Raw genomic sequence first — 16,808 nt, forward strand, 5'->3', positions numbered from 1 at the left:
CTTTTAAAGCCTTAGCTTCACTGGGTAAGACACTGGGAGCTTGGAAAGATGAAGTCGCCAGAATGTGGCGGTTTAGTAAATCAAATGGAATCACAGAAGGGTTTCATCGCAAAATGAAACTCATTCAGCGAAGAGCTTATGGGTTTAGAAATTTTGAAAATTATAGAGTGCGTGTTAAGGTGCTCTGCGGGTGATTAATAGCTGCCCCCTTAAATGGGAAAGAGCCCAAAATATAGGTTAAGGGTTAAGGTTTTGTGTTCTTGATTAGTGCCCCCGGATTTGGGGATGAGCCATATAGTTTCATAAAATCCGTCTACATTGTGTCTACATGAGATTTTCTATTTTTTTGAAAACTACCGTAACTACTTGATTTTATTGGTGGGCCCACTAGGACTTGAACCTAGGACCAACGGATTATGAGTCCGCTGCTCTAACCAACTGAGCTATGGGCCCGTGAAGGAGGTATTGTAATCGCTATTATAATAGAACTCCATATTTTTGTTACTTTTTTGCGTGAATAGGATGCTCTTAGTCAGAGCAGTCTATTCACTTATGGATTGGATTATTTATCAGGATTCATCACCTTCAAGGAAGCTGCGTAATTTTTCTGAACGTGAAGGATGGCGTAGTTTACGCAGTGCCTTGGCTTCAATTTGACGAATTCGCTCACGGGTAACGTCAAATTGTTTGCCAACCTCTTCCAGAGTGTGATCGGTATTCATTTCAATACCGAAGCGCATGCGTAATACTTTGGCTTCACGAGGTGTGAGTGTTTCCAGGATCTCAAGCGTGGCTTCACGCAGACCTTCTGAAGTCGCGCAGTCAATCGGGGATTCAATGTTATTGTCTTCAATGAAATCACCAAGATGAGAATCTTCATCATCGCCAACTGGGGTTTCCATCGAAATGGGCTCTTTGGCAATTTTTAGCACCTTGCGGATTTTATCTTCATTGAGATCCATTTTTTCTGCCAACTCTTCAGGGGTGGCTTCACGGCCTGTTTCCTGCAGAATTTGCCGGGAAATGCGATTTAATTTATTGATTGTCTCTATCATATGCACCGGAATACGAATGGTGCGTGCTTGATCCGCAATTGAGCGGGTAATCGCCTGACGAATCCACCAGGTTGCATAAGTCGAGAATTTATAGCCTCGTCGGTATTCAAACTTGTCTACCGCTTTCATCAAGCCGATATTTCCCTCTTGAATTAAGTCAAGGAATTGCAGGCCACGGTTGGTGTATTTTTTGGCGATGGAAATAACCAAACGTAAATTTGCTTCAACCATTTCTTTTTTGGCGCGTCGTGCCTTGGCTTCACCTATAGACATTTTACGATTAATGTCTTTGATTTCACTGATGGTTAAGCCAAACTCTTTTTCAAAATCGGCCAATCTTAATTGTATTTTCTTGATTTCTTCGGAATATTCTTCAAGGCGTTGCAAATCAAGCTTTTTCTCGTGTTTGGTCGTTAATCGTTCTAACCATTGAACGTCGGTTTCTTGTCCTGGAAATGTGTCAATAAATAATTTTCTTGGAATACGAGCTTTTTCAATGCAAATGCGCATGACATTGCGCTCAAATTCGCGGATGTTATTACGAAGTACACGAAAATGCCGGGTTAACTTGTCAACTTCGCGTGAAGTTAATTTTAGTTTTAAAAATGAGTCCGACATAACCTCTAATAATTCAATGGTTTGTTTTGAAGTGCGACCATGTTTTTTCAATGATGTCATCGCATTTTCAAAATTATGCTGTAATTCATCAAAATAAATCTTGGCCTGCTCAAGACTTGGTCCTTCATCGTCATCCGAAATATTGCCATCATCACCGTCATCGCTCTCATCTTCTATCAGGCTGGTATCAGGCTCAGCGTCTTCTTGTTGATTTTCATCCAGCATGGAACCAATATTAGAAGGTGGTGCTTCTTCATCTGCATCAGAAAAACCACTAATAATTTCACTTAAGCGGACTTCTTCTGCAAGAACCCGTTGATAGTCTTCCAACACCAACTCAACGGTTTCAGGGTAGTGGGCTAGCGATTTTAAGACTTGATAAATGCCTTCTTCTATTCGCTTGGCGATGCGAATTTCTCCTTCGCGTGTCAATAATTCGACTGTTCCCATTTCACGCATATACATGCGGACCGGATCTGTAGTACGGCCAGTTTCTTTGTCTACCGAGGCGAGGACTGCCGCCGCTTCCTCAACATCTTCTGGCGCTTCTTCCGTCGTTCCTAGGAGTGCTAGTTCATCTTCGCTGGGAGGTTGCTCGAATACCTTAATGTTCATACCTTCGAGCATGCTGATGATGACATCGAAATGTTCAGTATCGACGATGTTAGGTAATAAATCGTTAATTTGAGCATAGGTTAGGTAATTTTGATCCTTTCCCAAGCTGATGACTTTTGTAATCTGTGAGCGTTGTTGTTCTTGATCATTCATAATATTGGACATATTTTACAGAATTAAAAGCTAAAAAATTGGTTTAATTATAAACTGCCTTGGATAAACATACCAGTTATTCCAAATTTATGTTTTCATTATGCATATCTTTGTGTCGTTGTTTTAACATTTCTTGTAATTGTAGACGATCAGTTTCAGTTAAGCTCTGATTGCGGGCTTTTTCCAGTAATTTCTGGATTTTTTTTTCCTGATTTTGTTTTGCTAAAAAGAGCACAATATCCATAAATTCTTTTGCTTGAGCTTTTTCAGGAACTAGATGATCCCAAGCCGCTAATTTATTTAGAGCATCAAATACGGGTGTTTCACGCCACGATTCCACTAATGCCGCAGTGCTTATGCCTGGATTTTGAGCGACTCGATGAATCATTGCTTGTAACATTTCTTGCTTTGGTCCATCAAGAATAATCGAATGCAGCTGGTCAGCACAATTGTGGTATATCTCCGGGTGCTGTACAAGTAGGGCAATGGCAACACGTATTGGCGAGCGGGTAATATTGACCTTGGCATGGGGTATTGCCTCATTTTTTTTATTTTCAATTAATTGATGGATGCGATGAGGTTCGATACGAGTAAGCCGAGCCAATTCATCGATCATTAATTGTTGGTAGGGGCCTTCTCCCATTTTAAGTAAGTAAGATTTGGCTGCGTTTACAAGTTGACTTTTACCGGCAAGTGTTGTGGTATCCAGAGATTTTGTAATGGTCGAGAAGAAAAATTGGTTGAAAGGAATCGCCTTATCCATTTGTTTAAGGAAGCCTATTTTTCCTTCTTGACGCACTAGACTGTCTGGATCATGCCCTTCGGGTAAAAAGATAAAGCAAGTTTCAAGTCCAGCATTAAGATAAGGTAGGCTGCTTTCTACGGCGCGCCAAGCTGCTCGGCGGCCAGCATCATCTCCATCAAAACAAAAAATAATGCGCTTAGTATGTTTGCTTAATAGGTGGATATGATAAGCGCTTGTTGCTGTGCCAAGGGTTGCGACGGCATTGGAAATTCCATGCTGGGACAAGGCAATAACATCCATATACCCTTCAACAATAAGAATACTGTCCAGATTGGATTGATGACGAATCACTTGATATAAGCCATATAATTCACGATTTTTCTGAAAAAGAATGGTTTCAGGAGAGTTGAGATATTTGGGTTTTTGTTCAGGATCAATGGCTCGTCCTCCAAAACCAATGATGCGGCCATGAGGGTCATGAATAGGAAATGTGATGCGATGTCGATAGCGATCATAGGTCGAACCGTCTTCTTTTAAGATAAGCATTCCTGTCGTTATCAAATCTTTTTTATTGTATTTGAATTGTTTTTCAAGCGTATGCCATCCAGAGGGTGCATAGCCCAGTTGATATAAATGCGCTACTTCGCCACTAACTTTTCTATGCTTTAAGTACTCGATAGCAGGATGTCCAATGCTTTTTAGTGTTTGCTGATAATAATTGGCAACGTGATGCAGTAATTGATGAAGATTAGGCGACTGTTTTTTTGAGGTGTTATCTCCTTCACGGGGTACTTGCATGCCAAGGCGTGTGGCTAATGTCTCTACCGCCTCAACAAATCCTAATTGAAGGTAATTCATAACAAAGCTGATGGCATTGCCACTGGCACCACAGCCAAAGCAATGGTAAAACTGTTTTTTAGATATCACATTAAAGGATGGTGTTTTTTCATTATGAAAAGGACAGCAGGCGATATGGCTATTTCCCCGCTTTTTGAGAGAGACATAACCATCAATTAATTCGACAATATCTGTGCGATTAAGCAATTCATCAATAAATGGACGGGGGATTAAGCCACTCATAACAAGACTTTCTCCTGCAAAGAAAAGAAAATCAATAGCAGTCAGGAAAAACTAATGGAAACAGCATCAAACATCAGCGCAATGGCTTAATTAAAAAAGCTGAATGAGTAGTTTTAGCTAACTTAGTTTGGCTTTGATCGTTGCGCTCACTTGACCCATATCTGCACGACCTTGTAATTTAGGTTTTAATTGAGCCATAACCTTACCCATATCACTCATTTTTTGAGCGTCAACCGCTTTTAAAGCATCGTCAATGAGCTGATTGATCTCAGTCATGGTGAGTGGTTCAGGTAAGTAGCGTTCCACAATTTCAAGTTCAAATTGTTCCTGCTGTACTAAATCATCACGGCCTGCTGATGCAAACTGACTGATTGATTCCTTTCGTTGTTTTGCCAATTTATCCAGAATAACGAGCATTCTGGCATCATCAATCTGGATTCGTTCATCCACTTCTATTTGCTTTATGGCAGCCGTGATCAGACGCAAGGCTTCAAGCTGCCTTTTGTCCTTGGCACGCATAGCGTCCTTGAGATCATGATTGATTTGGTCTTTAATAGGCATGTTTACTTGCGTTTACGCTTACTGCTTAACTTAGACGAAACTTCCCGCGACATTTTCTTCAAATGGCGTTTTACAGCAGCGGCTTGCTTGCGTTTACGTTCAGCCGTTGGTTTTTCATAAAATTCTCGTCGACGCAATTCAGTTAAAATTCCTGCTTTTTCACAAGCACGCTTAAAGCGACGTAATGCGTATTCTGGATTTTCGCCTTCTTTCACGCGAACGGTAGGCATTCAATGGTCCCCAATTTATTTATACAATAGGCTGGCAATTCTAGTTGTATGAAGCGCTGTCGTCAAGTTTATTTGTTAATCAATAGCATCAATAGTGCAATCTATTTAAGATAGTTCTTAAATAAATCAGTAGCTAGTATAATGCCTGTGGTTTTTTATTGCTTTTATAAAATATAGGTGATGCATGCGGGTATTGGGGATTGAATCGTCTTGTGATGAAACTGGTGTGGCAATTTATGATTCAAAGCAAGGTTTATTGGCTCATACTCTGTATTCACAAATAAATATACATCGTGGTTTTGGGGGGGTCGTGCCAGAATTGGCATCGCGTGATCATGTAAAGCATCTGGTAGCTTTGGTTGATGGCGCATTATATCAGGCTAAATTAAATAAAACTCAACTGGATGCAGTGGCTTATACCGCTGGTCCTGGTTTAATTGGTGCCTTGCTTACTGGTGCTTGTTTTGCAAAAAGTTTTGCATTTGCTCTACAGATTCCTGCATTAGCAATTCATCATCTAGAAGCTCATTTGCTGGCCGCTAAAATGGATACGCCTGAGCTGCATTTTCCCTTTATCGTCCTTTTGGTCTCAGGAGGGCATACGCAGCTACTCGAGGCTCGTAGGTTAGGGGAATATCGGATATTGGGCGATACGCTCGATGATGCAGTGGGTGAGGCGTTTGATAAAACAGCAAAATTAATGGGAATTCCTTATCCTGGAGGAGCAGAACTTGCGGCACTTGCTGATCAGAGTAAGGATGACCAGGCATCAGTATTTTCTTCATTTCCACGCCCTATGACAGACCGACCTGGTTTGGATTTTAGTTTTAGCGGTCTTAAAACGCATGCATTAATAACTTGGAATAAAAGTCAAAAAGACAATAAGGCGCGTGCAGGTATTGCAAAGGCGTTTCAAGAGGCTGTTGTAGAAACGTTAGTCATAAAATGTCGCAGAGTACTTGAGCAGACTGCCTACCATCAGCTTGTTGTTGCCGGAGGCGTTGGCGCTAATCGCCATTTACGTGCTTCTCTTGAGCAATTAATGATGGATATGAATGGCAAAGTTTATTTTCCCCGTATGGAATATTGTACCGACAACGGGGCTATGGTGGCTTATGCTGGATGTCAACATTTATTGAATGGAAAACAGGATAATGGTTTGGACATTACGGTTCGGGCTCGTTGGCCATTAGCGGAAACGTCCTAAGCTACTTTTTCTCGGTTTGTGTTTGTTGTTGTTCAATGATGACTTCTGCATTTTCAATTGGTTTAGGCTCATCATTTTTTTGTGAATATTCAGCCGTATTAATTTCTTCAGTGGCGCGCCGCCGGAAAATGATTTGGGGTTCATTACCATCGATGAGCCTTGTAATATTACGGCGGTGTTTGTAGAGAATAAAAACAGCAATGAACATTAATGGAAGAAAGGCATCTGAATTGCCAACGGCAAACAGAGAATAAAAAGGTGCAAATGAGATGGCCATAATAGACGCAAGCGATGAGTAGCGACTGAAATTGGCAATGGTAAGCCATGTGGCAATGATCATTGTACCTAGAATAAAATGCAGTCCAAGAAATGCCCCTAATGCTGTGGCAACGCCTTTACCCCCTTTAAAATTGAAAAAAATGGGGTACATATGGCCAAGAACCGCTGCAAGACAGGTAAAGCTAACGGTAATAACACCGGCGCCCAGCAGTTTGGCAAGCAGCACTGGTAATAATCCTTTCAGCATGTCAGCAAACAAAACAATGATCGCATATTGTTTTCCGGCTATACGCAGCACATTTGTTGCGCCAGGATTTTGTGAACCTTCTGTGCGTGGGTCGGGAAGAGCAAAGAATTTACATACGATGACAGCGGAACATACAGAACCGACAAGATAACCAACAAGGGTAGTAAAAAGAAATAACAGCACTGTAACCATATTATCTCCATGTCATTTTTCCGAAATGGGAAAAACTTGTATTTTAAATTATATCAACTGGCAGTTCTGTTGCGTTGCGAGTATTATCCTAGAAAAAAAAAAATTTGTGAAGTCATTTTAAAGTATAGCTATAATTGAATTTGTTTAAAAAATTATTCTTTTTAATCGGGTAAAAATAACGCTTGCAGGTCATTGGTATAACGCCGTCCAAAAGGAGTGACTTGCCAATGGGTTTCATGCAATTGAATGAAACCTTGCGAATGAGCCTCCATAAGTTTTGAGTATAATGCATCAAGACTTAATCCAGTACGTTCTTTAAAAAGTGATAAAGAGATAGATTGTTGCAAACGCGTGGTATTGAGCATAAATTCAAACATACGATCGTCAGGCGTTACTTTTTCCAAGGCAGCACAGAAAGGTTTCTTGTTGGATAAGAAATCGTTGGGTTGACGCAGCTTACGTGTTCGATAGATAGTTCCATCGTCCAGGGAAATCTTACCATGGGCTCCGGCACCAATGCCAAAATAATCCCCATAAAGCCAATAATTAAGGTTATGTTGACAGGATTTTCCTGGCTGGCTAAACGCTGAAATTTCGTATCTTTCATAACCATTTGATTTTAATAATTTTAATCCTTCTTCTTCTAGAGTGTACGTGATTTCTTCCGTCGGTAGTTTGGGTGGGGCATTATAAAATACCGTATTGGGCTCAATGGTTAATTGGTACCAGGAGAGATGCTCCGGTTGATAGGAAAGAGCGGTTTGTAAATCATTGATTCCTTCTTTAAGGGTTTGATTAGGTAAACCGTGCATTAAATCGATATTAAGGTTATCAAAGCCTGCTTGACGCGCGCGTTCAATGGCAGTATGTGCTTGTTTATCATTGTGGATTCGGCCTAGCTGTTGTAAATGTCCAGCGTTAAAACTTTGTATTCCCAATGATAAACGATTTATTCCTAACTTGCGGTAATCATGAAAGCGTCGTTCATCGATTGTTCCAGGATTGGCTTCCAGAGTAATTTCAATGTTGCTTGCAAATACAAGGAGTTTTTGCACTTCATCAAATAATTTTTCATAGGCTTTAGCTGACAATAGGCTGGGTGTGCCGCCACCGATAAAAATTGAGTTAATGGTTCGACTGGGAAAATGAGTCAAGTCATGTTTCAGATCATCGATTAATGCACTAATGTATTGGTGTTCAGGTAAGTTTTTCGGGCTTTTATGGGAATTGAAATCACAATATGGGCATTTTCTTATGCACCAAGGGATATGAATATATAGAGATGAAGGCACCATAGATTTGCAAAATGGACTGGCGTGTTTAGACTAGCGATAGTATCATAAGCTGCCATTAACATCGACTCGATTACTAAGAGCTTGTTAAAAGAGCCTAACAATAACGCATTTTGCGTGAGTGTTTAAAAATATACTCTGTTGGATGAGTGTTTTAGAGCATGTTGTCATGAGAATTAGAGCAAACGAACATTAAGCGCGACTTGCAGCGCTTTATCTCATGACAGCACATTGCAGGTTAAAGGTTAGGATAGGTCCTAAGATAAGAACCTCAAAAAATGTGCAGTATCACGGCACAACGAAGAATCATAATAAGAATTTTTGAGAGGAAATAATATGAATAATAGAGTGAGGGTCGCAATCACGGGTGCTGCTGGACACATTGGCTATGCTTTGTTGTTTCGAATTGCATCGGGGCAAATGTTTGGTCCCAATACAGATATTGAACTGAATCTATTGGAATTAGAACAAGCTCTGCCTGCTCTGGAAGGTGTTGCCATGGAGCTTGAAGATTGTGCTTTTCCTTTATTGAAACATGTCGTATGCACGTCTGACTTAAAAAAAGGCATGGATGGTGTGAACTGGGCATTGCTGGTTGGTTCGGTTCCACGCAAACAAGGCATGGAGCGTTCAGATTTATTACAAGTGAATGGTGGTATTTTCATTAATCAAGGGCGAGCCATCAATGATTACGCCAGTGATGATGTTCATGTATTTGTCGTTGGTAATCCTTGCAACACCAATTGTCTGATTGCCAAGCATCATGCCAAGGATGTGCCGGATGATCGGTTTTATGCAATGACCACCTTGGACGAATTGCGTGCCCGTGCCCAGCTGGCAAAAAAAGCCGGTGTTGATATTACCGCAGTAAGCCAGATGACGATTTGGGGGAATCATTCTTCAACGCAATTTCCAGATTTTTATAATGCCAAGATTGATGGAATATCAGCCGCTAAGGTGATTGATGATGAACAGTGGTTGCAAGAAACGTTTGTCCCAACCGTTCAACAGCGAGGCGCTGCTGTTATAAAAGCTCGTGGCGCATCTTCTGCAGCATCAGCAGCCAACGCCATTGTCGTCGGTGTGAATCATTTAGTTAAAGATACACCTGCTGGCGAATCTTTTTCAATGGTGTGTAGTTCACAAGGGCAGTATGGTGTGGATGAAGGTTTGATGTTTTCTTTTCCATGCCGTCGCGAGCACGGTGTGGTGCGTCGCGTTGGCCTTGAGCATGGAGTAGTCAGTGTGGTCGAAGGGTTGACTTTTAATGACTATAGTCAAGCTCGTTTTGATGAAACTTTAAATGAGCTGCGTAGTGAGCGCGATGCAGTGAAATCTTTAGGGTTGCTTGATTAATTAAGCGTATTTCCCCCCATATTGCAAAGCAATATGGGGGGAAAACTCTATGGCCAGGAGGTCAACAAATTGCTAATTTGCCTTAAACACAAGTAAGGTCCAGCCATCCTGAATAAACGTGTTTTGCAAGGTAAACTGGTCTTGATAGCCTGTGATTACTTCAGATGTTTGTTCTTCCAAAATTCCCGATACAGCAAGAATCCCTTGTTTTTTAAGTAATTCATGGAATCGTGTTTTTAATGCAAGCAGAGGTGATAATAAAATATTTGCTATGAGTAAATCTGCTTGTGCGGTAAGCGATTCAGGAAAGCCTATGGTTAATCTTTCTTCGGCAATTAGATTTTTTTGAGCATTATTTCGTGTTGCTAGCAGTGCTTGTTCATCAATATCCACGGCATTTACGTGTTGGGCGCCAAGCTTCAATGCTGCCAGTGCCAAAATTCCGGAACCACATCCGTAATCAATCACGGAGCGATGATTAAGGATGGTCTGTTCTAGCCAGGTAAGACAGAGTGCTGTTGTTGGGTGAGTCCCTGTGCCAAAGGCTAAGCCTGGATCAAGAATTAAATTGGCAGCATTTGGGTCAGGAGACGTTGACCATGATGGACAAATCCATAAGCGTTTGCCAAAACGCAACGGTTTAAAATCACTCATCCAAGCCCGTTCCCAATCTTGTTCGGGTACGGGTTGTATGGTAGGAGATAAATGAGTATTGCTGGAGATTAATTGTTCTAATGCCAGATTTGCCTCATGAGCTTGAGCATACAATGCTTGGATAATGACGTTAGGCCATAAGGGAGTAGTGCCTAATTCAGGCTCTAGAATAGGATCATCTTGTTTATCTGTCAGTGTAATGGATAAAGCCCCACTTTCTTCTAGCAGTTCATTAAGGCTATCCACCTCATCACGGCGACATTCAATTTGCAGTTGCAGCACAGCTTATTCCTTTAACAATTTTTCTAAATAATGAATGTTTGTACCGCCTTTTATAAAACCTTTGTCATGCAAAATACGTTGATGAAGTTCAACATTGGTTTTGATTCCTTCAATGATAATTTCATCTAAGGCATTTCTCATGCGAGCAAATGCCTCATTGCGAGTTTCACCATAACTAATCAGCTTGCCTATCATGGAATCATAGTTGGGAGGTACGGTGTAACTGCTGTAAATATGGGAATCAAAGCGAATGCCGGGGCCTCCAGGTTGATGCAATAAACGAATTGTACCGGGTGAAGGCATAAACGTTTTAGAATCTTCGGCATTAATTCGGCATTCAACGGCATGCCCATGCCATTTGATATCATCTTGTTTTAGAATGAATGGCATATTACTGGCAATTTTGATTTGTTCCTTAATTAAATCAATGCCGGTAATGAGCTCGGTGACGGGGTGTTCAACCTGAATGCGGGTATTCATTTCAATAAAATAGAAACAGTCATCTTGGAATAGAAACTCAAACGTTCCGGCACCACGATAATGTAATTCACGACATGCATTAACAACGCGTTCGCCTATTTCTTTGCGTAAGGCGGATGTAATACCAGGAGCTGGTGCTTCCTCAATGACTTTCTGGTGACGTCGCTGCATTGAACAGTCACGTTCCCCCAGATGGACAGCATTGCCTTTCCCATCACCTAGTACTTGGAATTCAATGTGACGAGGATTTTCCAAAAATTTTTCCATATAGACCATAGGGTTGCCGAAGGCTGCTTTGGCTTCGCTGCGGGTGAGAGCTATCGCATTTAAGAGATTAGCTTCACTATGGACAACGCGCATACCACGACCACCACCGCCGCCTGCTGCTTTAATAATAACTGGATAGCCAATGTTGCGGGCCAGGGATAAATTCAACTGATCATCGTCTAATAACGGACCATCTGAACCTGGGACGCAGGGAACGCCGGCTTTTTTCATCGCATCGATTGCAGATACTTTGTCACCCATCAAACGAATGGTTTCAGGGCGCGGACCAATAAAACAAAAACCGCTTTGTTCGACAATTTCGGCAAAGTCGGCGTTTTCCGCAAGAAACCCATAGCCAGGATGGATGGCCACTGCATCGGTAATTTCGGCCGCTGAAATAATAGCAGGTATGTTTAAATAGCTTTTTTGAGAATTAGCAGGTCCAATACAGACGGTTTCATCGGCAAGGCGTACGTGCAGCAAGTCTTTATCCACTTCTGAATGCACGGCTACAGTCTGTATACCGAGCTCTTTACAGGCGCGCAAAATGCGAAGTGCTATTTCGCCGCGATTGGCGATAACAATTTTACTCAACATAAATCCAACCCCTTATTCGATGGTAAATAAAGGTTGGTCATATTCGACCGGTTCACCGTTGGCAACATGGATGGCAGTGATAGTACCGGCACGGTCAGCTTCGATTTCATTAAACATTTTCATCGCTTCTATGATACAAAGGGTATCCCCGGCTTTTACGGATTGACCAATGGTGACAAATGGGGCTGCGTCAGGGGATGGTGCCGTATACATGGTCCCTACCATCGGTGAGCGCACTTTATGGCCAGAGGTAGTAGCCTCAGCGGATTTTGATTCCGCTGCAGTAGAAGTCACTGGCGATGCCATTGGCTGAGGTATAGCTGTAGGCATGTTGAACGGTCTGACTTGCGGCACTTCTGGTGCATAGCTGTGGCGGCTAAGGCGTACTGATTCTTCACCTTCCTTGATTTCAATTTCAGAAATGCCGGTTTCTTCCAATAATTCAATAAGTTTCTTTATTTTACGTATATCCATTGCTAGGGACTCTCTTTACTTAGATTCATTTATTATGGCTTGTAGTGCCAGTGAATAACCATAAGGACCAAAACCACTGATGACTCCTTGGGCTATATCGGAAAAGTAGGAGTGGTGGCGAAAAGATTCGCGTGCATGTATATTACTGATATGCACTTCAATAAAAGGAATTTTTACAGCCAAAAGCGCATCACGGATTGCAATGCTGGTATGCGTATAAGCGGCTGGATTAATGATAATATAGCTTGCTTGTTCTTCCTGGGCTTGATGGATAGCATAAATAAGTTCTGATTCACTGTTGCTTTGTTTTGCCATTAATACAAAGCCATGTTTATCAGCTTGATGTTGAAGTTGCTCATTCAGTTGATTCAATGAGGTGTGGCCATAAACGGAGGGTTCGCGTAAACCTAATAAATTCAGGTTGGGGCCATGAAGGACAAGTATTTTTTTCATTAAAAGTGTAATTGCTTACAAGAGTGTCGAAATTTTGCCTGAAATTCAGGAGTATGTCCATATGTGCGAGGATATCGACATAATGTCAGCATGTTAGCTTCAAGTTCTCTGGACTTATAAACCTAAAAACATCAGATATGGTGACGATAGTAGCGAGGCAATTTCATGACAACCCATATTACCGATGTAACATTACGTGATGCACATCAATGTTTAATTGCAACCCGTTTGCGTACAGAAGATATGTTGCCTATTTGTAAGAAAATGGATCGTGTCGGTTTTTGGGCTATGGAGGTTTGGGGAGGAGCAACGTTTGATTCTTGTTTGCGTTTTCTTAAAGAAGATCCTTGGCAGCGATTACGACAGCTGCGCAAAGCAATTCCTAATACGCCGTTGTCTATGTTGTTGCGAGGGCAGAATTTGCTTGGATATCGTCATTATGCCGATGATGTTGTTCAGGAATTTGTACGATTGTCAGTGAAAAATGGTGTTGATGTATTCCGGGTGTTTGATGCGCTTAATGACGTTCGTAATTTGCAAGTTGCTATTAACGCAATTAAGAAATATAAGCGGCATGCACAAGGTGCAATTTCTTATACAATCAGTCCTGTACATACTTTGAAAAATTTTGTTGATTTAGGCAAAGCAATGGCTGATATGGGGTGTGATAGTATAGCAATTAAAGATATGGCTGGATTATTGACCCCTACAGCCACCGTCGAATTATATCAAGCTTTATCTGAGGCGACGAAATTACCTATCCATCTTCATAGTCACTCGACATCCGGTCTTGCCAGTATGTGTCTTTATCAGGGCGTTGTTTCGGGTTGTCAACATATTGACACGGCTATCTCTTCCTTTTCCGGTGGCGCTTCTCATCCGGCAACGGAGTCATTGGTCGCTGCATTAGCTGGTACTCCACAGGATACGGGTCTGGATTTAAATTTATTATTGGACATAAGGGATTATTTTCAGGAAATAAGAAAGAGATATCATCAGTTTGAAAGTGAAGCTCAGTGTATCGATCCTAGAGTGCAGTTATACCAGGTTCCTGGAGGAATGATTTCTAATTTGTATAATCAATTAAAAGAACAGCAGGCTTTAGATAAAATGGATGCGGTGCATGCTGAAATCCCTAAGGTTCGCCGTGATCTGGGATACCCACCCCTGGTAACGCCAACCTCACAAATTGTAGGTACGCAAGCTGTCTTGAATGTTCTCACAGGTGATCGCTATAAAACGATTACCAATGAAGTCAAATTATATTGTCAGGGAAAATACGGTGCAGCACCAGGAAAAATTAGTACCAACTTACGTAAAAAAGCTATTGGAAGAACTGAGGCAATTGATGTTAGGCCAGCTGATTTGCTGTCGCAGGAGCTGGGTCGTTTACGTCAAGAGATAGAGGATTTGGCTGAGAGTGAAGAAGATGTATTATCTTATGCGATGTTTCCTGAAATTGGTCGATTGTTTCTGGAAGAACGCAAGCATAATGCATTAAAGCCAGAACCCTTAATACTTGCTCCAGAGACGCAAAAGCAGAGAGGATTGTCGGAATTTGATATTGGTTTGCATGGTGAGAGTTACCATGTCAAAGTGGCTGGTTTTGGGGTAAGAGAGCAAACCAGGCAAGCTTTTTACTTATGGGTGGACGGGGTTCCAGAGGAAGTTATTGTTCATTATGTTGCATCTGATAAACCAGAAAATAGCGTTTCTTCATCTGCAAGAGAATTGGGGCCAGGGGATATAAGGGTTGCAATGCCGAGCGTTATTGTCAATATTCAGGTAAAGCCAGGGGATAAAGTGGTTGCTGGCCAAGTGTTGCTTGTGGTAGAGGCAATGAAGATGGAGACGGAAGTTCAGGCACCACAATCTGGTGTGATAAAAGACGTGCTTTGCCAGAAAGGCGAGCGAGTTACACCGGAACAAGTTTTAATTCACTTGTCTATAGACACTTGATGATGTTGCCATGCGACGTTTCCTGATTTGCCTCGTCACCACATAGAATATAGGTTCTATGCCTCGCATACAGTGTGAATAAGCCAATTTTAATCTGAAGACTCGCTTATTTGCTGGTTAGTGCTATGCTTTTCCTTGCTGTTGTTGTTTTTGTAGGTTGCTGGTTTGAAATAAACAACAAGAACGCTTGATAAATATAAGATATCGAAAGGCGTTTATAGCTTAAGGAGATAAGAAATGCACTGCCACGTTCGTTTAACCTCTGCAGCTTTTTGCCTTACAATGGTTTTGCCGTTGCCTCTGATAGCAGCACAGGCTGTTGTGCTGAATAAATCCTCGTTAGGAACATTGCAACAGAATTTTTCATTCATCTTTACGAAGGGCGCTCGTCCGCTATCTGCGGCAATGAATACATTAGAATTAGTCAAAGAACGTACTGATAAAAATCAAATCACCCATGTGCGCATGCAACAGCATTATGCCGGAGTTCCAGTATTTGGGGGGTATGGTATTCTTCATAGCGTACAACCTGCCAGAAATCTTTTAGGTGCTAATAATAAGATTACGATGAATGGTGTCATCTATAAGGGATTAGAGATTGAGTTAGGAAATCCTTCGCCCACCTTTATGCAAAATGCAAATGTTGTTTTACAACAGTTTAAAGAACAATACCAAAAGTTTCCTACAAGCGAAGAAGAAGTTATGCCAATGGTGTATATTAATGACAATCATCAAGCATTTTGGGCCTATAAAGTCAGTTTACTCGTGCAATACAGGGATAAAATACCAGCACGACCAACGGCTATTATAGATGCAACGACTCATACTCCTTTCATTCAATGGAATGATATCAAGACGGCTGCAATGGCCAATGCTAAAGGTGTGGGTTTTGGTGGTAATGAGCGCACTCGAAAATTCGAGTTTGGCAAAAATCTTCCTTACCTTGCTATCAAACGTGATAAGGCCGTTGGGATTTGTTACATGGAGAATCCTGGTGTAAAAGTAGTGGATATGCAACATTCTTATAGCAGTGTTAATAAACCAATGCAGTTTGCCTGTCGTCAGAGCGATCCATCTCGTCCAAATACGTATTGGACTGGCTATCAAGCGGATGGTTATGATTGGGAGAACGGTGCTTATTCACCGACCAATGATGCATTATACGCGGGCATGGTTATTAACCGGATGTATAAAAAATGGTTTGGCGTTGCTCCTTTAACTACAGCAGGAAAACCAATGCAATTGGTGATGCGTGTGCATTATGGGTCTGGTTATGAAAATGCGTTCTGGGACGGTAAGCAAATGACCTTTGGCGATGGCGATACCATGATGTATCCTTTGGTTTCTTTAGGCGTTAGTGCGCATGAAATTAGCCATGGTTTTACGGAACAACATTCCAATCTCGTCTATTTCGGTCAAGCCGGAGGCATGAACGAAGCATTTTCTGATATGGCAGCACAGGCGGCGGAGTATTACTCTAAGCGCAGGAACAGTTGGAAAATTGGGGCTGAAATTATGAAAAAAGATAGTGGTTATAGGGCATTACGCTTTATGGCAAAACCAAGTTTAGATGGTGCTTCAATTGACAAAGCCGATGAATACTATAGTGGTTTGGATGTTCACTATTCAAGCGGGGTATATAATCGTTTATTCTATCTTTTAGCGCATCAGCCTGATTGGAATACGCGCAAGGCATTTGATGTAATGGTCAAAGCCAATATGGATTACTGGACACCTTATTCATCCTTTGATGAAGGAAGTTGTGGGGTGATTAGTGCTGCTCAAGATCTTGGTTTACCCATCGAGCCAGTAAAAAAATCACTGGATATGGTGGCTATTGATTATCAGCAATGCGAAGATATTTCTTTCAGATCGCTGGCAGGCCAAGTTCTTACCAAGGGTGAAACCGCATGAAGTTTATTTACTTAAATCAAAATAATGGCCTATGCTAAAACAATATTGAATAATAAGGCCATCTATCTTTTAGTGGATGGCTTATCAATATTGAATTA

15 protein-coding genes and 1 tRNA gene are annotated in these 16,808 nt (G+C 41.5%); 5 read left to right on the forward strand and 11 right to left on the reverse strand.

The window, feature by feature from the left end:
• The coding region (locus tag E1O52_RS00005; RefSeq protein WP_165474655.1) for a transposase at positions 1-194 on the forward strand (194 nt) is incomplete at its 5' end.
• Between the two features lie 182 nt (positions 195-376).
• On the opposite strand, the gene E1O52_RS00010 is transcribed toward E1O52_RS00005, so the two are convergent.
• From E1O52_RS00010 to rpsU, 5 genes are all read right to left on the reverse strand, one after another.
• A tRNA-Ile gene (locus tag E1O52_RS00010) sits at positions 377-453 on the reverse strand.
• A gap of 116 nt (positions 454-569) precedes the next feature.
• Positions 570-2,441 (reverse strand): RNA polymerase sigma factor RpoD, encoded by a 1,872-nt coding sequence (gene rpoD, locus E1O52_RS00015; protein WP_165474656.1) that lies wholly within the window; start codon positions 2,439-2,441, stop codon positions 570-572.
• A gap of 76 nt (positions 2,442-2,517) precedes the next feature.
• The gene (gene dnaG / locus E1O52_RS00020) at positions 2,518-4,266 is read right to left on the reverse strand and encodes a DNA primase (protein ID WP_133126705.1); all 1,749 of its coding nucleotides are present in this window, start codon (positions 4,264-4,266) and stop codon (positions 2,518-2,520) included.
• 117 nt (positions 4,267-4,383) lie between these two features.
• Positions 4,384-4,827: a GatB/YqeY domain-containing protein gene (locus E1O52_RS00025; RefSeq protein ID WP_133126706.1), complete on the reverse strand. Its 444-nt coding sequence runs from the start codon at positions 4,825-4,827 to the stop codon at positions 4,384-4,386.
• Between the two features lie 2 nt (positions 4,828-4,829).
• Positions 4,830-5,057: a 30S ribosomal protein S21 gene (rpsU, locus tag E1O52_RS00030; RefSeq protein WP_133126707.1), complete on the reverse strand. Its 228-nt coding sequence runs from the start codon at positions 5,055-5,057 to the stop codon at positions 4,830-4,832.
• A gap of 184 nt (positions 5,058-5,241) precedes the next feature.
• On the opposite strand from rpsU, the gene tsaD reads away from it, so the two are divergent.
• On the forward strand, positions 5,242-6,264 hold the full coding sequence (gene tsaD, locus E1O52_RS00035) for a tRNA (adenosine(37)-N6)-threonylcarbamoyltransferase complex transferase subunit TsaD (RefSeq protein ID WP_133126708.1): 1,023 nt from the start codon (positions 5,242-5,244) through the stop codon (positions 6,262-6,264).
• Position 6,265: 1 nt separating this feature from the next.
• Here the strand turns inward: tsaD and plsY are convergent, their stop codons facing one another.
• Complete coding sequence (plsY, locus tag E1O52_RS00040) at positions 6,266-6,982, reverse strand: glycerol-3-phosphate 1-O-acyltransferase PlsY (RefSeq protein WP_133126709.1); 717 nt, start codon at positions 6,980-6,982, stop codon at positions 6,266-6,268.
• Positions 6,983-7,143: 161 nt separating this feature from the next.
• Positions 7,144-8,277 (reverse strand): radical SAM family heme chaperone HemW, encoded by a 1,134-nt coding sequence (gene hemW, locus E1O52_RS00045; RefSeq protein ID WP_133126710.1) that lies wholly within the window; start codon positions 8,275-8,277, stop codon positions 7,144-7,146.
• A gap of 333 nt (positions 8,278-8,610) precedes the next feature.
• On the opposite strand from hemW, the gene E1O52_RS00050 reads away from it, so the two are divergent.
• The gene (locus E1O52_RS00050) at positions 8,611-9,630 is read left to right on the forward strand and encodes a malate dehydrogenase (RefSeq protein WP_133126711.1); all 1,020 of its coding nucleotides are present in this window, start codon (positions 8,611-8,613) and stop codon (positions 9,628-9,630) included.
• A 72-nt stretch (positions 9,631-9,702) separates the two neighbouring features.
• On the opposite strand, the gene prmA is transcribed toward E1O52_RS00050, so the two are convergent.
• From prmA to aroQ, 4 genes are read right to left on the reverse strand one after another with little or no spacing between them, the layout of a single operon-like run.
• The gene (prmA, locus tag E1O52_RS00055; RefSeq protein WP_133126712.1) at positions 9,703-10,566 is read right to left on the reverse strand and encodes a 50S ribosomal protein L11 methyltransferase; all 864 of its coding nucleotides are present in this window, start codon (positions 10,564-10,566) and stop codon (positions 9,703-9,705) included.
• 3 nt (positions 10,567-10,569) lie between these two features.
• Positions 10,570-11,910: an acetyl-CoA carboxylase biotin carboxylase subunit gene (gene accC, locus E1O52_RS00060; RefSeq protein WP_133126713.1), complete on the reverse strand. Its 1,341-nt coding sequence runs from the start codon at positions 11,908-11,910 to the stop codon at positions 10,570-10,572.
• 12 nt (positions 11,911-11,922) lie between these two features.
• A complete protein-coding gene (gene accB / locus E1O52_RS00065; protein ID WP_133126714.1) occupies positions 11,923-12,384 on the reverse strand; it encodes an acetyl-CoA carboxylase biotin carboxyl carrier protein in 462 nt (153 codons plus the stop codon).
• Between the two features lie 15 nt (positions 12,385-12,399).
• Positions 12,400-12,837 carry a type II 3-dehydroquinate dehydratase gene (aroQ, locus tag E1O52_RS00070; RefSeq protein WP_133126715.1) on the reverse strand — a complete coding sequence of 146 codons (438 nt, stop codon included), beginning with the start codon at positions 12,835-12,837 and terminating at the stop codon, positions 12,400-12,402.
• Between the two features lie 165 nt (positions 12,838-13,002).
• Here aroQ and oadA point away from each other — a divergent pair, with 165 nt between their 5' ends.
• Positions 13,003-14,796, forward strand: coding sequence for a sodium-extruding oxaloacetate decarboxylase subunit alpha (gene oadA, locus E1O52_RS00075; RefSeq protein WP_133126716.1), 1,794 nt, complete (start codon positions 13,003-13,005; stop codon positions 14,794-14,796).
• Positions 14,797-15,033: 237 nt separating this feature from the next.
• Positions 15,034-16,710, forward strand: a complete 1,677-nt coding sequence (gene proA, locus E1O52_RS00080; RefSeq protein ID WP_133126717.1) for a zinc metalloprotease ProA — start codon at positions 15,034-15,036, stop codon at positions 16,708-16,710.
• Positions 16,711-16,808 lie beyond the last annotated feature (98 nt).

It is taken from the genome of Legionella nagasakiensis (assembly GCF_900639915.1).
In the GTDB taxonomy this organism is placed as follows: Bacteria; Pseudomonadota; Gammaproteobacteria; order Legionellales; family Legionellaceae; genus Legionella_A; species Legionella_A nagasakiensis.